This window comes from Streptomyces macrolidinus (assembly GCF_023887685.1).
Lineage (GTDB): Bacteria > Actinomycetota > Actinomycetes > Streptomycetales > Streptomycetaceae > Streptomyces > Streptomyces macrolidinus.
Genome location: NZ_JAMWMR010000026.1, coordinates 68,265 through 88,726 on the forward strand (window position 1 = coordinate 68,265; position 20,462 = coordinate 88,726).

Annotated in this window: 20 protein-coding genes; 8 read left to right on the forward strand and 12 right to left on the reverse strand. The window is 71.2% G+C overall.

Translation table 11 applies throughout. The features are described 5' to 3' along the window. Positions 1-10 precede the first annotated feature (10 nt). Together msrA and NGF19_RS24400 are read right to left on the reverse strand one after the other, a co-directional pair. Positions 11-724, reverse strand: a complete 714-nt coding sequence (gene msrA / locus NGF19_RS24395) for a peptide-methionine (S)-S-oxide reductase MsrA (RefSeq protein WP_252427425.1) — start codon at positions 722-724, stop codon at positions 11-13. A 132-nt stretch (positions 725-856) separates the two neighbouring features. Continuing rightward, positions 857-1,975, reverse strand: a complete 1,119-nt coding sequence (locus NGF19_RS24400) for a hypothetical protein (protein WP_252427426.1) — start codon at positions 1,973-1,975, stop codon at positions 857-859. 175 nt (positions 1,976-2,150) lie between these two features. Between NGF19_RS24400 and NGF19_RS24405 the strand changes: the two genes are divergently transcribed. After that, entirely contained in the window at positions 2,151-3,305 is a 1,155-nt protein-coding gene (locus NGF19_RS24405; protein WP_252427427.1) for a cystathionine gamma-synthase, read from the forward strand. A gap of 31 nt (positions 3,306-3,336) precedes the next feature. Here NGF19_RS24405 and NGF19_RS24410 read toward each other — a convergent pair whose 3' ends face one another. The 3 genes from NGF19_RS24410 to NGF19_RS24420 all read right to left on the reverse strand — a co-directional run bounded on the left by NGF19_RS24410 (position 3,337) and on the right by NGF19_RS24420 (position 4,820). Continuing rightward, the gene (locus NGF19_RS24410; RefSeq protein ID WP_289737114.1) at positions 3,337-3,549 is read right to left on the reverse strand and encodes a hypothetical protein; all 213 of its coding nucleotides are present in this window, start codon (positions 3,547-3,549) and stop codon (positions 3,337-3,339) included. A gap of 97 nt (positions 3,550-3,646) precedes the next feature. Next, positions 3,647-4,156 (reverse strand): sigma factor-like helix-turn-helix DNA-binding protein, encoded by a 510-nt coding sequence (locus NGF19_RS24415; protein ID WP_252427429.1) that lies wholly within the window; start codon positions 4,154-4,156, stop codon positions 3,647-3,649. Between the two features lie 139 nt (positions 4,157-4,295). Then, positions 4,296-4,820, reverse strand: a complete 525-nt coding sequence (locus tag NGF19_RS24420) for a MarR family winged helix-turn-helix transcriptional regulator (RefSeq protein ID WP_252427430.1) — start codon at positions 4,818-4,820, stop codon at positions 4,296-4,298. Positions 4,821-4,967: 147 nt separating this feature from the next. Between NGF19_RS24420 and ilvA the strand changes: the two genes are divergently transcribed. The 3 genes from ilvA (at position 4,968) to NGF19_RS24435 (ending at position 8,250) form a co-directional block, all read left to right on the forward strand. Continuing rightward, positions 4,968-6,197 carry a threonine ammonia-lyase gene (gene ilvA, locus NGF19_RS24425; RefSeq protein WP_252427431.1) on the forward strand — a complete coding sequence of 410 codons (1,230 nt, stop codon included), beginning with the start codon at positions 4,968-4,970 and terminating at the stop codon, positions 6,195-6,197. A 188-nt stretch (positions 6,198-6,385) separates the two neighbouring features. Continuing rightward, positions 6,386-7,402, forward strand: a complete 1,017-nt coding sequence (locus tag NGF19_RS24430) for an ATP-binding cassette domain-containing protein (RefSeq protein ID WP_252427432.1) — start codon at positions 6,386-6,388, stop codon at positions 7,400-7,402. Continuing rightward, positions 7,399-8,250, forward strand: coding sequence for an ABC transporter permease (locus NGF19_RS24435; RefSeq protein WP_308288528.1), 852 nt, complete (start codon positions 7,399-7,401; stop codon positions 8,248-8,250). Before NGF19_RS24430 ends, NGF19_RS24435 begins: the two co-directional genes overlap by 4 nt. Before the next feature lie 131 nt (positions 8,251-8,381). Here NGF19_RS24435 and greA read toward each other — a convergent pair whose 3' ends face one another. Together greA and NGF19_RS24445 are read right to left on the reverse strand one after the other, a co-directional pair. Next, the gene (gene greA, locus NGF19_RS24440; protein ID WP_252427433.1) at positions 8,382-8,879 is read right to left on the reverse strand and encodes a transcription elongation factor GreA; all 498 of its coding nucleotides are present in this window, start codon (positions 8,877-8,879) and stop codon (positions 8,382-8,384) included. Positions 8,880-9,048: 169 nt separating this feature from the next. After that, positions 9,049-9,447, reverse strand: coding sequence for a DUF4307 domain-containing protein (locus NGF19_RS24445; RefSeq protein WP_252427434.1), 399 nt, complete (start codon positions 9,445-9,447; stop codon positions 9,049-9,051). 155 nt (positions 9,448-9,602) lie between these two features. Here NGF19_RS24445 and mca point away from each other — a divergent pair, with 155 nt between their 5' ends. Together mca and NGF19_RS24455 are read left to right on the forward strand one after the other, a co-directional pair. Continuing rightward, a complete protein-coding gene (gene mca / locus NGF19_RS24450; RefSeq protein ID WP_252427436.1) occupies positions 9,603-10,475 on the forward strand; it encodes a mycothiol conjugate amidase Mca in 873 nt (290 codons plus the stop codon). A gap of 12 nt (positions 10,476-10,487) precedes the next feature. Beyond that, positions 10,488-10,748: a hypothetical protein gene (locus NGF19_RS24455; protein WP_252427437.1), complete on the forward strand. Its 261-nt coding sequence runs from the start codon at positions 10,488-10,490 to the stop codon at positions 10,746-10,748. Positions 10,749-10,841: 93 nt separating this feature from the next. Here the strand turns inward: NGF19_RS24455 and NGF19_RS24460 are convergent, their stop codons facing one another. Together NGF19_RS24460 and NGF19_RS24465 are read right to left on the reverse strand one after the other, a co-directional pair. Beyond that, on the reverse strand, positions 10,842-14,039 hold the full coding sequence (locus NGF19_RS24460; RefSeq protein WP_252427439.1) for a tetratricopeptide repeat protein: 3,198 nt from the start codon (positions 14,037-14,039) through the stop codon (positions 10,842-10,844). Between the two features lie 94 nt (positions 14,040-14,133). Next, complete coding sequence (locus NGF19_RS24465) at positions 14,134-14,553, reverse strand: hypothetical protein (protein WP_252427440.1); 420 nt, start codon at positions 14,551-14,553, stop codon at positions 14,134-14,136. Between the two features lie 92 nt (positions 14,554-14,645). Here NGF19_RS24465 and NGF19_RS24470 point away from each other — a divergent pair, with 92 nt between their 5' ends. Together NGF19_RS24470 and NGF19_RS24475 are read left to right on the forward strand one after the other, a co-directional pair. Further along, entirely contained in the window at positions 14,646-15,230 is a 585-nt protein-coding gene (locus tag NGF19_RS24470; protein ID WP_252427442.1) for a winged helix-turn-helix domain-containing protein, read from the forward strand. Beyond that, on the forward strand, positions 15,211-17,322 hold the full coding sequence (locus NGF19_RS24475) for a thioredoxin domain-containing protein (protein WP_252427443.1): 2,112 nt from the start codon (positions 15,211-15,213) through the stop codon (positions 17,320-17,322). The genes NGF19_RS24470 and NGF19_RS24475 overlap by 20 nt, the downstream gene beginning before the upstream one ends. 22 nt (positions 17,323-17,344) lie before the next feature. Here NGF19_RS24475 and NGF19_RS24480 read toward each other — a convergent pair whose 3' ends face one another. The 3 genes from NGF19_RS24480 to NGF19_RS24490 are packed head-to-tail and all read right to left on the reverse strand — an operon-like array spanning position 17,345 to position 20,323. Further along, complete coding sequence (locus NGF19_RS24480) at positions 17,345-18,076, reverse strand: Mut7-C RNAse domain-containing protein (RefSeq protein ID WP_252427445.1); 732 nt, start codon at positions 18,074-18,076, stop codon at positions 17,345-17,347. A 25-nt stretch (positions 18,077-18,101) separates the two neighbouring features. After that, entirely contained in the window at positions 18,102-18,761 is a 660-nt protein-coding gene (locus NGF19_RS24485; RefSeq protein ID WP_372505781.1) for a TetR/AcrR family transcriptional regulator, read from the reverse strand. After that, complete coding sequence (locus NGF19_RS24490; protein WP_252427448.1) at positions 18,758-20,323, reverse strand: MFS transporter; 1,566 nt, start codon at positions 20,321-20,323, stop codon at positions 18,758-18,760. Before NGF19_RS24490 ends, NGF19_RS24485 begins: the two co-directional genes overlap by 4 nt. Positions 20,324-20,462: the final 139 nt, after the last annotated feature.

Genomic DNA, 20,462 nt, shown 5'->3' on the forward strand with positions numbered 1-20,462 from the left:
CGCCCCTCGGTCACTCCTCGGTCGGAGCGGGCGCGAGCCCCGTCGGGCAGGACGCGCCCCAGTTGGTCTCGAACGGGGCGTCCAGCGTGACCCCCGTCCCGCCCAGACCGCAGTAGCCGTCGGGGTTCTTGCTGTCCGAGAGGTACTGCTGGTGGTAGCCCTCCGCCGGATAGAACGTGCGGCCCTCGGCGGGGAGCACCTCCGTGGTGATCCTGCCGTAGCCCGCCGCCGTGAGGACCTTCTGGTACGCCTCGCGGGAGGCCTCCGCCGTGGCGGCCTGGTCGGGGGTGTGGGTGTAGACGGCCGAGCGGTACTGGGTGCCGACGTCGCCTCCCTGACGGAAGCCCTGCGTGGGGTCGTGGGACTCCCAGAAGACCTGGAGCAGACGCGCGTAGGAGATCTCCCGCGGGTCGTAGACCACCCGGACCGTCTCCGCGTGGCCGGTGAGGCCCGAGCAGACCTCCTCGTACGTCGGGTTCTGCGTGAAGCCGCCCTGGTAGCCGACCAGGGTCGTGTGGATGCCCGTCGGGAGCTGCCAGAACTTGCGCTCGGCGCCCCAGAAGCAGCCCATGCCGAAGTCGGCGATCTCCAGGCCCTCGGGGTAGGGGCCGAGAAGCGGGGTGCCGAGGACCGTGTGGCGGTCGGGAACCGGGAAGGACGGCTCCGAGCGGCCCTCGAGCGCCTGCTCAGGGGTGGGCAGGACGGGCGTACGACCGAACAGCATGGCGCGGGCTCCTTCGTCTTCTCGCCGCCCCCGTTCTCTCGCCGGGACGGCACTGGCTCAACGTTCTGGTACCGGCTCGCATTCCGGCCTCCGGCGCCTTTGGCGTCTTTGGCGCGGGCCTCGGTGCGGGCCTCAGTGCGGCAGCGTCGCCGGGCTGCCGCCGTTCGCCTCGTACCCGGCCACCGCGAGCGCCCGGTACACCGTGTAGTCCGCGGCCGGGTCGGCCGTCAGGGTCCAGGGGAGCGCGCCCACGTGCCCGTCGATGTGGACGAGCTGGGCCATCGTCTCCGCCCAGCGCTCGCTGCGGACGAGGAAGAACACCAGGAGGTGGCGGACATGCGCCAGCATCGGGTCGTCGGGGCGGGCCGCCTGCACCGCGAAGAGCGCGCCGTGGATCGCCTTCGTCACGACCTCGCTCTGGTAGAAGCTCCGCACCAGATGCACCTCGGGGAGGTGCTCGAAGACCGCGAAGAGAGGCATCGCGGCCAGGAGCGAGCCCCGCGGCGCGCGGGCCGCGGCGGTCTCGGCGAAGTTGTACGCCAGCTCCCGCGAACCGTGCCACTTCTCGCACCAGTAGTGCAGCGCCGCCAGATGCGCCCCCATGTGGGCCGGAGCGCGGTCCAGTATCTTCAGCCAGAGCTGCTCGAACTCCGGCTGCGGATAGGCCAGTCCACGCGCCACCGACAGCTCGATGATGTACGGGATCGGGTCACCGGGGGCCAGCAGCGCCGCCTGCGCGCACGCCGCCTTCGCCTCCTCCATGATGATCCGGAAGTCGTCCGTCCCCGGCGTCGAGGTCCGCCACGCCTGCTGCACCAGGAACTCCGCCTGCACGGCCGCGCCGCCCGCGTCCTTCGGGGCCTCCGCCCGCCACACCCGCAGCCACTGGCCGCCCGGCGTCTCGCTCACCCCGCCCGGCCGCTGCTGCAGTTCCAGGGACGCGGCGCCCGCGAAGGCCTGCACCCGCTGCCAGCGCGTCTCGCTCTCCTGCTCCGTACCGGCCAGGAGCTGCGAGGCCGCGCGATAGTCCTGCGTGCGCTGCACCAGGTCCAGGACGTCCAGCAGATCCTGGTCGGGGCCGGGCATCCGGACGTCCAGCTCCTCCTGGCGGACGAAGCCGTAGTTCGCCGGGTCCGCGGCGTCCGGGGAGCCCGGCGCGACCTGTTGGATGCCCGCCCGCCTGCGCCTGAGGACAGGGAGCAGGACCATGCTGAACAAGGCCAGCGCCATCAGGACCCAGAGAATCTCCATGCCACAAGCGAACCAGACCGGTCGGACACTTGGCCAACCTGGTCCGTGAGGTTGTGGAAAACCGGGGGCGGGCGGCTGTGGAAAACCGTTGCCGCGCGCCGCTCGGCGGGTCGCTCCGCGCCGCGCCCGGTCCGCGCGCCGCCATCACTCTCACAAGAGCATTACCCTCAGGCCCATGAGCGACAGGCAGATCAGTCAGCACTTCGAGACCCTCGCGATTCACGCGGGGAACACCGCAGATCCCCTCACCGGCGCGGTCGTCCCGCCGATCTACCAGGTCTCGACCTACAAGCAGGACGGCGTCGGCGGGCTGCGCGGCGGCTACGAGTACAGCCGGAGCGCCAACCCCACCAGGACCGCCCTGGAAGAGAACCTCGCCGCCCTGGAGGGCGGTCGCCGCGGCCTCGCGTTCGCGTCAGGACTGGCGGCCGAGGACTGCCTGCTGCGCACGCTGCTCAGCCCCGGCGACCACGTCGTCATCCCGAACGACGCCTACGGCGGCACGTTCCGTCTCTTCTCCAAGGTCGTCTCGCGCTGGGGCGTGGAGTGGTCGGTCGCCGACACCAGCAACCCCGCCGCGGTGCGCGCCGCGCTCACCCCGAAGACCAAGGTCGTGTGGGTCGAGACCCCCTCGAACCCGCTCCTCGGCATCACCGACATCGCCGCCGTCGCCCAGGTCGCCCGTGACGCGGGCGCCAGGCTCGTCGTCGACAACACCTTCGCGACCCCCTACCTCCAGCAGCCGCTCGCCCTCGGCGCCGACGTCGTCGTGCACTCCCTGACCAAGTACATGGGTGGCCACTCGGACGTCGTCGGCGGCGCCCTGATCGTGAACGACCAGGCGCTGGGCGAGGAACTGGCGTTCCACCAGAACGCGATGGGCGCGGTTGCCGGGCCCTTCGACTCGTGGCTGGTGCTGCGCGGCACCAAGACGCTGTCCGTGCGCATGGACCGGCACTGCGAGAACGCCGCCAGGGTCGCCGAGATGCTCACCCGGCACGCGCGCGTGACGCGCGTGCTCTACCCGGGTCTGCCGGAGCACCCCGGTCACGAGATCGCCGCGAAGCAGATGAAGGCGTTCGGCGGCATGGTCTCCTTCCAGGTCGAGGGCGGCGAGGAGGCGGCCGTCGAGGTCTGCAACCGCGCCAAGGTGTTCACGCTCGGCGAGTCGCTGGGCGGCGTGGAGTCCCTGATCGAGCACCCCGGACGCATGACGCACGCGTCCGCGGCCGGGTCCGCCCTGGAGGTCCCCGCCGACCTCGTCCGCATCTCCGTGGGCATCGAGAACATCGACGACCTGCTGGAAGACCTCCAGCAGGCCCTGGCCTAGTCGGCCACCGGGCGGCGCCTTCGCCGCCCGGTCACCAGGTACCGAACGGTGGAGTCGTCGTCGACGGCGGCTCCACCCAGGGGCGCGCCGTCCACGCCCAGATCGTGAAGGCGAGGGCCGCGGCCAGCAGTGCCAGCCACAGCAGGCGGCGCGCCACCAGGCGGCGACGCAGCAGGCGACCGCCGCGCCGCAGCACCTCCGCCGTGAGGCCCGGCGGCACCTGCGGTGGAGTGCTCTCCAGCATCCGGCGCACGGCCGCCTCCCGCTCGAGCGGCTTCACCGGCCGCCTCCGTTCCCGTACGGCGTCGTACGCGTGCGGCTCGCCCGTCCGTCCCGCGCCCTCACGACGGCACCGTCTTTGCATTGGCGCCCGGCACCGCCGGTGCCGCCTTCCGCGGCGGATGCAGCAGCGTCGCGATCGCCCGCGCGCAGATGGTCCGTACCCGCTCGGTGGGCAGCCCCAGCAGCGCCGCCGCCTGCTCCTCGGCGACGCCCTCGTACAGCCGGAGGACCACGATCAGCCGCTCCTGGGGCGACAGGCGCGCGAGGACACTGCTCGCGTCCGGGCGATGCCGGCCGAGCACCCCGTAGCGGTGCCACACCCCGTGCGCGAAACGGGCGGCCAGATACTGGCGGGCACGGGCGTACGGGTCCTCGCCGCGCAGGCTGTCCCAGGACGCGTACGTGTGGGCGAGGGCCAGGGTCAGCAGACGTCGCGCGCGCGGGTTGTCGTCCGGGGCCTCCGCGGTGAGCAGGGTGGCGGCGTGCAGCAGCCGCCCGGCCGCGCCCGCGACGAACGCCTCGAACTCCCGGGCACGACGGGCGCCTTGGGACGCACGCCGTTCTCGCACTGCGCCTCCCGTCTGAGAGCGACCCCGGATCCGTACGACTCGGATGCGACGCGTACAGAACTCGTACGACTCATATGAGTCCGGCCGTGTCTCCCGGTCAAGAGTCCGGCCGCGTCCCGCGCGCGTGCGGCCCCCGGGCTCAGGTCGTCGGCTCGGACTCCGCCGCCGGGGCCCCCGGTGCGCCCTGCAAGGCGGACAGGGCGGCGTTGAACCGCGTGAGCAGCGTGCAGAACGCCGTACGCTCCTGCGGCGTCCACTCGCTCGTCAGTTCGCCCATGAGCTGCCGCCTGGACGAGCGCACCTCCTCCAGACGCGCCTGCCCGCGCGGGGAGAGCTGGAGCACCACCGCGCGCCCGTCCTCCGGGTGCGAGGTGCGCTTGACGAGACCGGTGTCGACCAGAGGCGCCACCTGCCGGGTGACCGTCGACGAGTCGATCCCCATGCTCGCGGCGAGCGCCTTGACGCCCATGGGACCTTCCTTGTCGAGGCGGTTGAGCAGCAGATACGCGGCACGGTCCATGGAGTTGCGCACCTGCCCCACCCCGCCGAGCCGGGTCTGTTCGGCGCGACGGGCGAACAGCGCGACCTCGTGCTGCAACAGGTCCAGGAGACCGGTGTCACCGGCGGTCGTCATGTCCATCGACGTATCAGGTGGTGTGGGCATGGCCGGAGGCTCACTTCATGCGTCGGGGGCTGGAATGGGGGACAGAGTACGCGCCCGGGGCGCGCGTCGTACCGGCCGTGCGCAAACCTGTGGCAGGCGCCTGGTCATACCCGGTGTGCGGCGGTACTAGCTGCGAAACTGGTGGTCATGAGCTACGGCACGGTGGGGCCCCTGGCAGCGGTGACCCTCGACGACGTCCGGGGTGCCCAGAAGATGCTGTCCGGCGTCGCGCGCGTCACGGCCATGGCGGGCAGCAGGCATCTGTCCCGGCTGGTCGGCGCGCCGGTGCACCTCAAGTGCGAGAACCTCCAGCGGACCGGTTCGTTCAAGCTGCGCGGCGCGTATGTGCGGATCGCGGGACTGCTGCCCGAGGAGCGCGCCGCGGGGGTCGTCACGGCCAGCGCGGGCAATCACGCGCAGGGCGTGGCCCTCGCGTCCTCGCTGCTCGGGGTGCACTCGACGGTCTTCATGCCGAAGGGCGCCCCGCTGCCCAAGATCAGCGCCACGCGTGAGTACGGCGCCGAGGTGCGGCTGTCCGGCCAGGTGGTGGACGAGACGCTGACCGCCGCGCAGGAGTACGCCGCCGAGACGGGGGCGGTGTTCATCCACCCGTTCGACCACCCGGACATCATCGCGGGCCAGGGCTCGGTCGGCCTGGAGATCCTGGAGCAGTGCCCCGAGGTGCGGACGATCGTCGTCGGCGTCGGTGGCGGCGGGCTGATCGCGGGTATCGCCACCGCGGTGAAGGCGGTGCGCCCCGACGTCCGGGTGGTCGGTGTGCAGGCCGAGGGCGCGGCCTCGTATCCGCCCTCGCTGGCGGCCGGGCATCCGGTGTCCGTCGATCATCCGGTGACGATGGCGGACGGGATCAGGGTGGGGCGGCCCGGCGAGGTGCCGTTCGCGATCGTCCGCGACCTGGTCGACGAGATCCGTACGGTCGCCGAGGACAACCTCTCCAGCGCGCTGCTGCTCTGCCTGGAACGCGCCAAACTGGTGGTCGAACCGGCGGGCGCGAGTTCCGTCGCGGCGCTGCTGCGCGAGCCGGACGCCTTCGAGGGCCCGGTGGTGGCGGTGCTGTCCGGTGGCAATGTGGACCCCGTGCTGCTCCAGCGTGTGCTGCGGCACGGCATGGCCGCCGCGGGCCGCTACCTGGCGGTCAGGCTGAGGCTCACCGACCGCCCCGGCGCCCTCGCGACACTGCTCGGGGCGTTGTCGGGGACCGACGCCAACGTCCTGGATGTGAGCCATGTGCGGACGGACCCGCGGCTGGGGCTCACGGAGGCGGAGGTCGAACTGCATCTGGAGACGAAGGGCCCGGAGCACTGCGCGGAGGTCGGCCGGGTGCTGCGGGACGCGGGCTACACGGTCATCGACTGAGGTCGAAGGGCTGTTCGTGGTCATCTGGAAAATCGCATGAGAGACGCGATACATCGCGTTATGGTGAGGTCTCGTCACGAAGAAGCGCCACACGAAGAAGTGTCCGAAGAAGCGCCACAAGAAGACCGCTCAGAAGACGTGCTCACAAGAGCCGCCTGCCCTGATCCCCAACGACGTGGAGAACGCATATGCCGGGCGCCATCTATGCCGAAGGCCTGGTGAAGCACTTCGGCGACGTGAAAGCTCTGGACGGCGTCGACCTCGATGTCCCGGAAGGCACCGTGCTGGGCCTCCTCGGGCCGAACGGCGCGGGCAAGACCACCACGGTCCGCTGTCTGACGACCCTGCTGCGCCCCGACCGCGGTACGGCGATCGTCGCGGGGATCGACGTCCTCAAGCACCCCGACGCGGTGCGCCGCTCGGTCGGCCTGTCCGGGCAGTTCGCGGCGGTCGACGAGTATCTGACCGGCCGCGAGAACCTCCAGATGGTGGGCCAGCTCTACCAGATGCGGGGCAAGGCGGCCAAGGCGCGTGCGGCCGAACTGCTGGAGCAGTTCCACCTCACGGACGCCGCCGACCGCCCCACCAAGACGTACTCCGGCGGTATGCGCCGTCGGCTCGACCTCGCGGCGGCTCTCGTGGTCCGGCCGCCCGTGATGTTCATGGACGAGCCCACGACGGGCCTCGACCCCCGCAACCGCCAGCAGTTGTGGGACGTCATCAAGCAGCTCGTCTCCAGCGGGACGACGCTCCTGCTGACCACCCAGTACCTCGAAGAGGCCGACCATCTGGCGCATGACATCTGCGTCGTCGACCACGGCCGGGTCATCGCCCGCGGCACCTCCGACCAGCTCAAGGCCCAGACGGGCGGGGAGCGGGTCGAGATCGTCGTGCGCGACCGCGCGCACATGGCGGCAGCCGCCGAGGTCCTGCGTGGCTTCGGCAAGGGCGACACCACGGTCGAGGAGCACACCCGCAAGCTCACCGTCCCCGTCACGGGCGGCGCCAAGCTCCTCGCCGAGGTCATCCGCGAGCTGGACTCCCGCGGCATCCAGATGGACGACGTCGGCCTGCGCCGCCCCACCCTGGACGACGTCTTCCTCTCCCTGACCGGCCATGTCGCCGAGGAGAACGCCGACGAGAGCGGCGAGGATCCGCAAGACCCGAAGTCCCATCGCAAGCACACGAAGGAGCCCGCGCAGTGAGTGCCGTCCACGACGCCGCGCCGGTCGCGGCCCGTACGAACCCCGTCAGTCAGCTCGTCCGTGACTCCTTGGTCATAGCCCACCGCAACCTGATCCGCATGGCCCGGATTCCCGAGATGCTCGTCTTCGGGTTGCTCCAGCCGATCATGTTCGTGGTGCTGTTCACCTATGTGTTCGGCGGCTCGGTCCAGGTCGGTGCTTCCACGTCCAAGGAGGCGTACCGCGAGTTCCTGATGGCGGGCATCTTCGCCCAGACCGTCACGTTCGCCACGGCGGGCGCGGGCGCGGGCATCGCCGACGACATGCACAAGGGCCTCATCGACCGCTTCCGCTCCCTGCCGATGGCACGCGGCGCGGTGCTCACCGGCCGCACCATCGCCGATCTCGTGCAGACGGCGCTCACCCTCGTCGTCCTGGCGGTCGTCGCCGTGATCGTCGGCTGGCGCACGCACGAGAACTTCGGCAAGGTGCTCGCCGGATTCGGCCTGCTCCTGCTCTTCGGGTACGCGTTCTCCTGGATCGGTGCGCTCATCGGCCTGTCCGTGCGTACCCCTGAGGCGGCGACCTCGGGCGGTCTGATCTGGCTGTTTCCGCTGACCTTCATCTCGAACGCGTTCGTCGACGCGAACAAGATGCCGACCTTCCTGCGGCACATCGCGGAGTGGAACCCGTTCAGTGCCACCGTGCAGGCGTGCCGCGAACTGTTCGGCAACCTCCCCCCGGGCTTCCGGACACCCGGCGCCTGGCCCATGCAGCACCCCGTGTGGGCCTCGCTGATCTGGTCGGCCGCGATCATCCTGCTCTTCCGCACGCTGGCGGTGCGCAAGTACCGCTCCGCGACGGCGTGAGCGACAGTCGATCCGGCTGATCCGGCTGATCCGGCTGATCCGGCTGATTCGGTTGATTCGGCTGAGCCGGACATGACGAAGCCCCCGGCGCCGCGAAGGCGTCGGGGGCTCGTCGAAGGCGTCGGGGCAGCTCAGCCCTGGTAGGGCTCGGCCTTCAGGATCCTCACCATGGCCTTCTTGCCGTTCGGCAGCTCGTACTCGGCGTCCTCGCCGACCTTCTTGCCGTTCACGCCGGTGCCCAGCGGGGACTGCGGCGAGTAGGTCTCGATGTCCGAGCTGGCGTACTCGCGCGAGGCGAGCAGGAAGGTCATGGTGTCGTCCTCGTCACCGTCGAAGGCGATGGTGACGACCATGCCGGGGGCCACCGCGCCATCGGCTGCCGGAGCCTCGCCCACCTTGGCGTTCTCCAGGAGCTGGGTGAGCTGGCGCACGCGGAGCTCCTGCTTGCCCTGCTCCTCCTTGGCCGCGTGGTACCCGCCGTTCTCACGCAGGTCGCCCTCCTCGCGCGCGGCCGCGATCTTGGCGGCGATCTCCGAGCGCGCAGGACCAGAAAGGTACTCCAGCTCGGCCTTGAGCTGGTTGTACGCCTCCTGGGTCAGCCAGGTGACGTTCTCGCTGGTCTGGGTCACAGGTGCTCCTCGTCGGTACTTGGAATACAAAGCATCGCCCTACCCAGAAGAATGTTCCTCCATGGGTGGGCGAAACCACGAGCCTAACAATTCAGCGGCGAAAGGGGGAGGACATAAGCCACGAGAATTACGTCAGCGCAGGTCAGTGGGGTACGTGAGAAGGATGACGTCAGTCGGCGTGGCAGCCGAGCAGCTCCGCGGTGCCGCCCGGGGACGTCGTGCGCAGGGTGACGGTCTTGTCGATGCGGGTGGCGTGCCCGTCGAACCGGAAGTCCGCGCGGCCCACCTCGGCGCCGTCCTTCGCCTGGGAGCGCAGCGTGCAGTAGCCGGAGGCGTCCGCGTCCTTGCGCACCTCCAGGTGCGCCTTGATCGCGTCGGGCGTGACCTCGAAGGAGATGACCTCGGCGCTGATCTTGTTCTGCACGACGTAGTGGTAGGCGAACCAGCCGAGGACGAGGAGCATGACCGCCGCCAGCGCAGAGCCGACGATCTTGAGAGTGCGGTCGGTGCGCGCGTCCGCGGAGCGCCCGTAGCGGCCCTCTGGCAGCCGCGTGCTCGCCGTCGTCATGATCGTCCTCTCGGCAGGGGCGGTACGGAAGTCCCGAAGGGATCTCCACCGACCGCGCCCGGAATTTTTCGCCCCCCGATTCGGTCACTATAGAAGCCGCCCGACGCACCGCTTCACACCGGGCGCCGACCTGCCGACTTACTGAGGATCGAGTCTTGACTGACCAACTGCGACTGATGGCCGTGCACGCTCACCCCGACGACGAGTCGAGCAAGGGCGCGGCCACCATGGCGAAGTACGTGTCCGAGGGGGTGGACGTGCTGGTGGTGACCTGCACGGGCGGAGAACGAGGCTCCATCCTCAATCCGAAGCTCCAGGGTGACAAGTACGTCGAGGAACACATCCACGAGGTGCGCAAGAAGGAGATGGACGAGGCCCGGGAGATCCTCGGTGTCGAGCAGGAGTGGCTCGGCTTCGTCGACTCCGGGCTGCCGGAGGGCGACCCGCTGCCCCCGCTCCCCGAGGGCTGCTTCGCCCTGGAGGACGTCGACAAGGCGGCCGGTGAGCTGGTCCGCAGCATTCGCGCGTTCCGTCCGCAGGTGATCACCACCTATGACGAGAACGGCGGCTATCCGCACCCCGACCACATCATGACCCACAAGATCTCGATGGTGGCGTTCGAAGGTGCGGCGGACACCGAGAAGTACCCCGAGGCGGAGTTCGGCCCGGCGTGGCAGCCGCAGAAGCTCTACTACAACCAGGGCTTCAACCGTCCGCGCACCGAGGCGCTGCACCACGCGATGCTCGAGCGCGGCCTGGAGTCGCCCTACGGGGACTGGCTGAAGCGGTGGGACGAGATCCAGCGCGCCGACCGCACGCTGACCACCCACATCCCGTGCGCGGACTTCTTCGAGGTCCGCGACAAGGCGCTGATCGCGCACGCCACGCAGATCGACCCCGACGGCGGCTGGTTCCGCGTCCCGATGGACCTGCAGAAGGAGGTCTGGCCGACCGAGGAGTACGAGCTGGCGAAGTCGCTCGTGGCCACGTCGCTGCCGGAGGACGACCTCTTTGCAGGCATCCGCTGATGCTGAGGGAGAATGCCTGACATGAGCGCAAGCGTGAGCCTGGCCGTGACCCACCTCATCCCCCTCGCCGAGTTCGACGAGAACAAGGTCACCCCCGGTGTCCTCGGCTTCATCGTCTTCGCGGTGATGGGCCTGGCGGTGTGGGGCCTGATGAAGTCCATGAACAAGCACATGAGCAAGGTCGACTTCCACCAGGACGCCGCCTCCGGCTCCGGTGGGGAGGCCGGGACGAAGGGTGCGCCCGCGAGCGCGCCCAAGCCCCAGCGCGGCTGAGGACTGCCCCGACGGGGCTGCGCCCGTGAGAGGCGCGGCCCCGCTCTGTGGTGTGCCGCGAGCCGGGGCGCGCGATCCGGGGCCGCGCATGCGTCAGCTCCGGGCGGTCACCACCCCCATCACCTCCCGGGCGTGCCGTCCCGGCACCAGTCCGAGCTGCCAGGCCTGCCAGCCGCTCTCCAGGCTCACGCCCCGCTCCAGCAGCAGCCGGTAGGCCGCCAGGCAGCCGTCCAGCTTCGCGTCCCGCGTGGGCCCGCTCGTACGGGACAACTGGGCCAGCTCCTCCTGGGCCACGGCCGTGCCCACCTCCGCGCCGCCGGGGGAGGCGTAGGGCAGGAGGGTGCAGCGCAGGAAGCGGGCCCACTCCTCGCCCCGCAGATCGCCGTACGAGGCGAACAGGTCCACCGCCTCGTCGCACAGGGCCAGGGCCTGCGGGGTGCGCGCGTTGCCCGCGTCCACCACGGCCAGCTCCAGGCAGGTCCAGGCCTCGCCGTGCGCCACACCGATGCGCCGGAAGTCCGTCTTCGCGTCCGCCAGGAGCTGGCGGGCATAGCCGGAGTTGCGCAACGAGCCTGTCCGCGCCGCCTGTTGGTCCCGCGTCGCGCGTCCGGAGTGATGGCGGGCGCACGCCAGGCCGTATCCGTCCCGCATCCGGGAGAACATCGTCCGGGAGCGCTCCAGCTCGCGCACCGCCCGGTCCAGGTCGCCGGTGTCCTCCAGGGCCTGGCCAAGGTAGTAGATCGTCCAGGCCTCGCCTCGCGCGTCCTCGTTGTCCCGGTGGCGCCCGAGCGCCTGGCGCAGGGCCTCGGCCGCCGTGGACGCGTCGCCGGAGATCAGGCGGGCGCGGGCCAGTTGGGTCAGCGCCCAGGCCTCGCCTCGGGCGTCGTGAGTGCTGGTGTACAGGTCCAGCGCGGTGCGCAGTTCGCTCTCCGCGCGGGGGACGTCGCCCATGCGCAGGGCGAGCTGGCCCAACTGGAAGTGGGCCCAGGCCTCGCCGTGCACCGACGCGTTCTCCCGATGCAGGTCCAGGGCGCGAGTGAGCAGGCCGAGGGCCTCGGCCGGGCGGGCGCGGTCGCGCTCCACCGCGGCCAGCGCGTGCATGGTCCAGGCGCGGTCCGCCGCCAGCGCGGGGGACGCCTGGAGATCCATGGCCTCCTGGAGCTTGGCCGCCGCCTCGGAGAGCTGGCCCTGATGGTGCAGGGTGATGCCGAGGGAGCACAGCGCCCTGGCCGCTCCCGCGTCCTGATGCGCTTCGCGGTAGAGGTCCACCACGGAGGCCAGGGTGGTACGGGCCCTGTCCAGCTCACCGAGCTGACGGGCCGCGATGCCCGTACGCCACTGCACCGACCGCGTCAGCAGGCCCTGGTCGACGGCCTGGGTCAGCTCGCTGATCTCGCCCAGCCGGTAGAGGTCGCCGCGCAGCAGGCAGTAGTCGCACAGCGCGCCCAGGAGATGCAGCACCGCCGACTGGTCGACGCCCTCCGTGTGCCGCAGCGCGGCGGTGATGAAGCTGGACTCGTCGTCCAGCCAGCGCAGCGCCGCGTCCAGCGACGTGAAGCCGTGCGGGCCGAAGCGGTCCGAGCGGGTCGACATGTTGCCGTCCACCAGGCGCAGCACCGAGTCGGCCAGTTCCGCGTAGTTGACGATCAGGCGTTCGTGCGCCGCCGTCCGCGCGGCCGGTTCCTCCTCGTCCGCGAGCCGGGCCTGGGCGAAGGCGCGCACGACGTCGTGCAGCCGGTAGCGGCTGCCGCGGACATGGTCGATCAGGCCCGCTTCGGCCAGGGTGCGCAACTGCCGCGTCGCCTCCTGCTCGTCCGTGGCGAGCAGGGCGGCTGCCGCGGCTGCCCCGAGCGAGGCACGCCCCGCCAGCGCGAGCCGGCGCAGCAGGCAGCGGGCCGCTTCGGGCAGGTCCGTGTAGCGCAGCCACAGGGCGCGCTCCACCGGTTCCACCGGGCCGTAGGCGCCGAGGTCGGTGGCGAGCCGGAGCGGGGTGCGCGGGCCGAGGGAGGAGCCCGCCACGCGCAGGGCCAGGGGCAGGCCGCCGCACAGGTGGCGGACGCGGTCGGCGGACTGCGCGTCGTACGGCCCCGAGTCGTCCTGGGCCGCCGCGCCGAGCAGTTCCTCCGCGCCCGCCGCGTCCAGCGCCTCGACCGGGAGCCGGTGCACCCGCGCGGGGAGATCGCCGGGCAGGTCGAGGGGCTCCCGGGTGGTGACGAGGACGAGGCTCTCGGAGTGCTCGGGGACGAGGGCGCGCACCTGCTCGGGGTCGGAGGCGTCGTCGAGCACGATCGTGACCGGCAGGCCCGTCAGGTACTGGTGGTACAGCTCGCTCAGCCGCTCCACCTGCTGGTCCGGTGCCGAGCGCTCGCGGAACAGAAGCTGTTCGCGGGGCGCGCCGAGCCGGTTGAGCAGATGCAGCAGGGCGTCCCGCGTGGACAGTGGGGGCTCCCCGGCGCTGTCGCCGCGCAGATCGACGACGCACGCCCCGCGGAAGTGGTCCTTCAGATCGTGCGCGGCGCGGATCGCGAGCGTCGTGCGCCCCGAGCCGGGTACGCCGTGCAGGATCACCACGGTCGGCTCGGTCTCCGCGCTCGCGCGGGCCGCTCGCACCCACTGCCGGATCCGCCCCAGCTCCTGTCGTCTGCCCGCGAACGGGCCGTGGGGTTCGGGGAGATGGGCGAAGGACTGCTCCAGGACGGTGCGCCTGCGGGCCGCCGCGCTCTTGTCGCCCCGGCGCAGCCGCGGCGGTGTCTGCTTCTGGGCCGTGGAGGAGGCGATCACGCGCTGCTGGTCGAGGAAGGGGCGGATGCCGCGTACTTCCAGGGCGGTCAGCCACTGGAGGCGCAGTTGCTCGGGTCCGCCGGGCTGGCCGAGCGCTCCGGCCCGGCGGTGGGCCGCGGGCAGATGGGAGGCGGTCACCTTCGCCACGGTGGTGGCGGCGCCCACGACACCGACCGCGGCGCCCGCGCCGAGCGCCGTCCCCGTGCCCGTACCGAGCGCGAGGTCCGCCACACAGGCGGCCAGCGCGGCAACGCCCGCTGTCAGCAGGGGAGTTCCGGCCCCCTCGCGCGCATAGCGCTGCCCGAACGTCAGCCGGCCGGCTTCTGTCTTGTCGAGGGCCTGGGTGTAGGCCTCGTACTCCTCGGTGGCTGTCTGTGTGATGGCGTCGAGCGCGCCGCGCGCCCGCGACAGGAGCACGGCCCCGTCGGTGCGACCGCCCGAGCGGCGTACCTCCTCCTCCACGGCCCGTGCCAGCAGCTTCTCGGCCTCCACCCGATGGCCGTCCCGCATGTCACGTCCCCCTCCCGCGTCAACTCCGTTGTCTTTCGGTGTCGTTCGAGGGGGAGAGCGCGCGAGGCGGCCGACCGTCATGGCATCGGTGATGTCACCCGCATCGCATGCCCCCTGTCCTCTTCGACACCGCCAGGAACACACATGCCCCCGCCAGGGCCACTTCAGCCGCCGCGCACGCGAAGGCCTGGAGGAGATCCGCGCCCGGCAGGGAGGTGGTTATGTCGAACCAGGCGTCCAGGACCGCGATCGCGGCCGTCGCCGAGGCGGTCAGTCGCGCATGCCCGTCACGGCGGAATCCCAGCGCCGCCGTGGCCGCGCAGCCCGCCGCCAGCAGGACGTCCAGTCCCACCCACGCCACCTGCCAGTGCCGCACCTCCTGGCTGGCCGGGAGCGTGTGGGCCAAAAGAATCATCCAGGGCACGAGGCCCACGGCCGCCGCGCCCAGCGCCACCAGGGTCCAGCGGCGCACGGCGGCGGCGCCCGACCGCTCATGAGTCTCGATCGCTCGCATGGCACCAGACTAGACCGCAGAACTCTCTCTGCAAAGAGAATTCTGCAGAAATCTCTCTGGGGATCTGGTGGGTGGCGAGTACCGTGGTGGCCATGCCGGAGCAAGAACTGACCAGCGTGGAGCGCACGGCGCTCTACAAGTCCCTCGGAAATCCGCTGCGCCGCCGGATCCTCGAGTACGTGGGCCGGCACGGCGAGGCGAACTCGACGGTCCTCGCCAAGGAACTCGGCGAGAGCTCCGGCACGACCAGCTACCACCTGCGCAAGCTGGCCGAGCAGCGCCTGATCGAAGAGATCCCCGAGAAGTCGGGCGGCCGGGAGCGCTGGTGGCGGGCGCTGCCCTTCCAGCACACCACGCCCGACCCGGCGACGATGACCCCCGCGGAGTACGCCGCCGCCGAGCAGTTGGCGATCCTCAAGATCGACGTGGACACCGCGCTCTTCCGCCGCGCCCATGAGGAGTACCGAGGCCCGGAGGGCTGGGCCCAGGTCATGCGCGCCGGAACCTGGATGACCAAGGAGGAACTGCTGGACTTCGTACGCGACTACCACGCGCTCCTCGAACGCTACGGCCATCCGCGCGAGGAGGCCCCCGACGAGGCGCGCCCGGTCAGTCTGCGGTTCTACGCGGTCCCCGACCTCGTGACAGAGTGGAACGGTGAACCGACTGGCCCATGAGACGTCCCCGTATCTGCTCCAGCACGCCGACAACCCCGTCGACTGGTGGCCCTGGTCGGCCGAGGCCTTCGCCGAGGCCCGCAGCCGGAACGTGCCCGTACTGCTGAGCGTCGGATACAGCAGTTGCCACTGGTGCCATGTCATGGCGCACGAATCCTTCGAGGACGCGGGGATCGCCGCGTATCTCAACGAGCACTTCGTCAGCGTGAAGGTGGACCGCGAGGAGCGTCCCGACGTCGACGCCGTCTACATGGAGGCCGTCCAGGCGGCCACCGGACAGGGCGGTTGGCCCATGACCGTCTTCCTCACCCCGGACGCCGAGCCGTTCTACTTCGGTACGTACTTCCCGCCCGCGCCGCATCGGGGCATGCCGTCCTTCCCACAGGTCCTCGAAGGGGTGCGGCGGGCCTGGGCCGAGCGCCGGGACGAGGTGACGGAGGTCGCCGGAAAGATCGTCCGTGATCTCGCGGGCCGCGAACTCGCGGACAGCGGCACCCGGCCGCCCGGCGAGGAGGAGCTGGCCCAGGCCCTTCTCGGCCTCACGCGCGAGTACGACGCGCAGCGCGGCGGCTTCGGCGGCGCGCCCAAGTTCCCGCCGTCCATGGTGTTGGAGTTCCTGCTGCGCCATCATGCCCGCACCGGCTCCGAGGGCGCCCTGCAGATGGCGCAGGACACCTGCGAGCGCATGGCGCGCGGCGGTATCTACGACCAGCTCGGTGGCGGGTTCGCCCGCTACTCGGTCGACCGTGACTGGGTCGTGCCGCACTTCGAGAAGATGCTCTACGACAACGCGCTGCTGTGTCGCGTGTACGCGCATCTGTGGCGGGCCACCGGCTCCGATCTCGCGCGCCGGGTGGCGCTGGAGACGGCCGACTTCATGGTGCGCGAACTGCGCACGAACGAAGGCGGGTTCGCCTCCGCGCTCGACGCCGACAGCGAAGAGGAGGCGCCTCGCGAAGGGGCGTCACGTGAAGGGGTGCCTTGTGAAGGGGTGTCACGCGAAGAAGCGCCCGGCGGGCAGCAGGGCATCGCGGGTCACCCCGTCGAGGGCGCGTACTACGTGTGGACGCCGCGCCGTCTGGTGGAGGTCCTCGGGGAGCAGGACGCCGAACTCGCCGCGCAGTACTACGGCGTGACCGAGGAAGGGACCTTCGAGCACGGCAGCTCGGTCCTCCAACTCCCGCAGCACGAGCGCGTGTTCGACGCGGAGAAGGTCGAGTCGATCAGGCACCGCCTCTTCGAGGCACGCGCCCTGCGCCCCGCCCCCGGCCGTGACGACAAGGTGGTCGCGGCCTGGAACGGCCTCGCGATCGCCGCCCTCGCCGAGACCGGCGCCTACTTCGACCGCCCCGATCTCGTGGACGCCGCGATCGCCGCCGCCGACCTCCTCGTACGCGTGCATCTGGACGAACACGCGCGTCTCGCCCGTACGTCCAAGGACGGCCGTGTCGGCGCGAACGCGGGCGTGCTGGAGGACTACGCCGATGTGGCCGAGGGCTTCCTCGCACTCGCCTCGGTGACCGGGGAGGGCGTCTGGCTGGAGTTCGCCGGACTGCTGCTCGACCATGTGCTGGCGCAGTTCACCGACGACAGCGGGGGTCTGTACGACACCGCCGCCGACGCGGAGCAGCTCATCCGCCGCCCCCAGGACCCCACCGACAACGCCACCCCGTCCGGCTGGAGCGCCGCCGCCGGAGCCCTTCTGTCGTACGCCGCCCAGACCGGCTCCGCAGCTCATCGCACCGCCGCGGAGCGGGCGTTGGGCGTCGTCGGGACGGTCGGGCCGCGTGTGCCCCGCTTCATCGGCTGGGGTCTCGCCGTCGCCGAGGCGCTGCTCGACGGGCCGCGCGAGGTCGCGATCGTCGGCCCCGCCCTGGACGATCCCGCCACCAAGGCCCTGCACCGCACGGCCCTTCTGGGCACCGCGCCGGGCGCGGTCGTGGCCGTCGGCACGGGGGAGGACGGCGAACTCCCGCTCCTCGCCGACCGGCCGCTGGTCGACGGCCGACCGACTGCCTACGTCTGCCGTCACTTCACCTGCGACGCCCCGACCACGGATCCGGAACAGCTCCGCAGGGTGCTGAGCGGATGAATCCCCGGGCCGCGGAGGGGGTTCAGCTCGTGCCCGACCCGCGCGCGAGGGCGCGTTCCACGATCGCCTCCAACTCCTGGTGGTGCGCGCCCTTCCAGTACGCGCGACCGCAGTCACGGCACTGCGCGAAGACGTCGTAGGTGCGGCGCGTGCCGTGTTCGAGCTGGTCGGCGACCTCGTCCTTGGTCGCGTCGCGCAGCAGCCCGTTGCACGCGGTGCACCGGGTCCACGGCTTCAGCTCGGGCGCGAACCGGTCGAGTATGTCCGTCAGTTGCTCCTCCGGCCGGGTGCTGTACACGAACGCGCCCGCCCACAGCTCCCGGCGGCGCAGCAGTCCGCGGTCGCGGCTGAGCATCACACGCTGCTCGGCGGCCGAGCGGGTGGCGAGCGCCGCGTCACCGATGTCCGTGGACTCGTACGCCGTGTCCACACCGAGCAGCCGCAGCCGCCGGGCCAGGGTGCCGAGGTGGACGTCCAGCAGGAAGCGGAGCGGGGCGCCGGGCACCCGCTGGGGGCGTTCGACGGGGCGTACCTCGACGGACTCGCCGTCGGCCGGTACATGGGAGACAGCCGTGGCGCGACCGTCCACGAGGAGCGCGCCCACCTCGGTCAGCGGCACGCCCAGCGACTCGACGACATGGCCGAGCGTGGAGGCGCCGTCGGTGACGACCTTCGTGGCATGCCCGCGCCGTCCGTGCGGGATGAAGAGCCCCAGCTCGGGGGCGAACTCGACGTGGATCTCAGGTGCGTTCACGGGGTCAGGATGGCATGGGGGCGGCTCAGGGGGACTTGGAATTCCGTGGCTCGAGACCGTGCTCCAGAACGTCCAGCGCGCGCTGGACGTAGTCGCCCATGTGCCCTCGCTGTCCGTGTTCGGTCCAGTACCGGGAGGCTTCCGTGAGGGCGGCGACGACGCTCATGCAGTACACGCGCACTTCCAGGTCGCTGGGGTCGCGCCCGGTGCGGTCGGCCACCACTTGGCACAGCGTCAGGCCGGTCGAGGCCATGCTCTCGATCGTCCGGGCGCGGACCGCGGGCACCTCCACCATCAGACGGCTGCGCAGCCGCATCTCCGCGGGCGTCCCGTACTCGCCCGACGCGCTCCGCTCGACGGCGCGGTGCACCACATGGCGCAGGGACTCCACCAGGGGCTCGCCCTCGGGGCGCGCACGCAGCTCCTCCTCCAGGAGGGGGTCGTACTCGTCGGTGACGACGATGTCCTCCTTGGTGGGGAAGTACCGGAACACCGTGGAGGGGGAGACCTCGGCCGCGTCCGCGATCTGCTCGATGGTGGTGGCGTCGTACCCCTGCTCCTCGACCAGCCGGTACGTCGCCGTGCGGATCGCCATACGAGTCTTGATCTTCTTCCGCTCGCGCAGCCCCAGCCGGGGTTCGGCAGCGGGGTTCGAGCGGTGTGCGGTGGCGGCCATGGTCATCATTGTCGGACATCTTCGGGGGCCCTGGCCATGGCGGGGTTCTTCTCGGCACGGGTCCGCGCGGATTCCCGGCGCGGCAGGAGCGCGGCTGCCAGCAGCGCGGAGACCAGTGCCGCTATGCCGCTGACCAGCAGGACCAGGTTCATTCCGTGGAGGAACGCCGTGTTCGCGGACGCGGCCAGTGCCCGGTCGCCGAGGCGGTCGGCGACGACATGGGCGCCGACCACGGAGTCGGAGGCGGCCCGCGCCGCCCCGTGCGGGAGAGCGGAGGTGTCGAGACGGTCGGTGTACGCGCCTGCCAGCAGTGAGCCGAACACGGCTATGCCGATGGCGCTGCCCACCTGGCGGACGGTGCTCACCAGCCCGGTCCCGCTGCCCGCCCGGTCGGTGGGCAGCGCGCCCAGCGCGGCGTCCATCGCCGGGACCACCACGAAGCCGAAGCCGAGGCCCACGAGCGACAGCCACAGCGCCGTGAAGCCGTATCCGTCGTGGACGCTCGTACGACTGCCGAGGAACGCGCCGAAGGCGAGCACGGTCAGCCCGGCGCTGATCACCGGGCGCGGTCCGAACCTGGCGACGACCGGTGCCGTACCCCGCGCGGCGATCAGCAGTCCGCCCATCATCGGCAGCATCCGCACCCCGGTCGCGAACGCGTCGTGTCCGCGGACCGCCTGGAGATACTGCGGCAGCACGAACATCAGCCCGGACAGCACGAACATCACCAGGGTCGCGGCCAGCGTGTTGAGTAGCAGGTCGCGCCGGGCGAGCAGGGCTAGGTCCAGCATCGGGCGGACGCTGCGCCGTTCACGCAGGACGAGCAGGGTGAGCAGAATCCCGGAGGCGGCGAGCAGGCCCAGGATCAGCGGGTCGCCCCAGCCGCGGCTCGGGGCCTCGATGATCGCGTAGATCAGGCTGCCCAGCCCGGCGGCGGTGAGCGCTGTCGAGACGGCGTCGACCTTGGGCGAGGAGGGGTCGCAGGTCTCAGGGAGCAGGAAGACACCGGCGGTGACGCCGATCGCGACCATCGGCAGGTTGATCAGGAACACCGAGCCCCACCAGAAGTGGTCGAGCAGCCAGCCGCCGACGATCGGTCCGAGCGGCATGCCCAGCGCGGACGCGGCCGAGACGGCGCCGACCGCCTTGGTGCGCTCGTCGGGTGCGAACAGCGAGGGCAGGACGGCCAGGGCGAGCGGCATCACCAGCGCCGCGCCGACGCCCATGACCGCGCGGGCGGCGATCACCGAGGTCGCGTCGCCGGCCAAGGAGCCCGCCAGGGAACCGGCGAAGAACACCGCGAGCCCCGCGATCAGCATCCGGCGCCGCCCGAACCGGTCGCCGAGCAGGCCCGCCGGGAGCATCAGCGAGGCGAACACGACGACGTACGCGTCGGCCATCCACTGCTGCTGCCCTGTGGACGCGCCCAGTTCACGGGCCATCGTCGGCAGCGCCACATTGAGGATCGTCGAGTCGAAGCCGAGCACGAGCATGCTCGCGATCAGGGCACCTAAGGCCCACCAGCGGCGCGGGTCACGCCGCTCCTCGTTGTCGTGAGTGACAGTAGCCATGAAATGAGAGTAACTCTCAAAAGATTGGGAATGTCAATGACTAGTGACCTTCAGGAGTGAGAGGGTGGCAGGGAGTTGAGGACCGCATGAGAAATGGCCACGGCTCGAGCAGCCGTGGCCATGGGAGGAAGGGGAGAGG

Excerpts from the sequence above, each read along its gene's own strand:
- msrA (WP_252427425.1), bottom strand. The coding sequence starts at position 724 with ATGCTGTTCGGTCGTACGCCCGTCCTGCCCACCCCTGAGCAGGCGCTC.
- NGF19_RS24400 (WP_252427426.1), bottom strand. The coding sequence starts at position 1,975 with ATGGAGATTCTCTGGGTCCTGATGGCGCTGGCCTTGTTCAGCATGGTC.
- NGF19_RS24405 (WP_252427427.1), top strand. The coding sequence starts at position 2,151 with ATGAGCGACAGGCAGATCAGTCAGCACTTCGAGACCCTCGCGATTCAC.
- NGF19_RS24410 (WP_289737114.1), bottom strand. The coding sequence starts at position 3,549 with ATGCTGGAGAGCACTCCACCGCAGGTGCCGCCGGGCCTCACGGCGGAG.
- NGF19_RS24420 (WP_252427430.1), bottom strand. The coding sequence starts at position 4,820 with ATGCCCACACCACCTGATACGTCGATGGACATGACGACCGCCGGTGAC.
- ilvA (WP_252427431.1), top strand. The coding sequence starts at position 4,968 with ATGAGCTACGGCACGGTGGGGCCCCTGGCAGCGGTGACCCTCGACGAC.
- NGF19_RS24430 (WP_252427432.1), top strand. The coding sequence starts at position 6,386 with ATGCCGGGCGCCATCTATGCCGAAGGCCTGGTGAAGCACTTCGGCGAC.
- NGF19_RS24445 (WP_252427434.1), bottom strand. The coding sequence starts at position 9,447 with ATGACGACGGCGAGCACGCGGCTGCCAGAGGGCCGCTACGGGCGCTCC.
- NGF19_RS24455 (WP_252427437.1), top strand. The coding sequence starts at position 10,488 with ATGCCTGACATGAGCGCAAGCGTGAGCCTGGCCGTGACCCACCTCATC.
- NGF19_RS24460 (WP_252427439.1), bottom strand. The coding sequence starts at position 14,039 with ATGCGGGACGGCCATCGGGTGGAGGCCGAGAAGCTGCTGGCACGGGCC.
- NGF19_RS24465 (WP_252427440.1), bottom strand. The coding sequence starts at position 14,553 with ATGCGAGCGATCGAGACTCATGAGCGGTCGGGCGCCGCCGCCGTGCGC.
- NGF19_RS24470 (WP_252427442.1), top strand. The coding sequence starts at position 14,646 with ATGCCGGAGCAAGAACTGACCAGCGTGGAGCGCACGGCGCTCTACAAG.
- NGF19_RS24485 (WP_372505781.1), bottom strand. The coding sequence starts at position 18,761 with ATGATGACCATGGCCGCCACCGCACACCGCTCGAACCCCGCTGCCGAA.
- NGF19_RS24490 (WP_252427448.1), bottom strand. The coding sequence starts at position 20,323 with ATGGCTACTGTCACTCACGACAACGAGGAGCGGCGTGACCCGCGCCGC.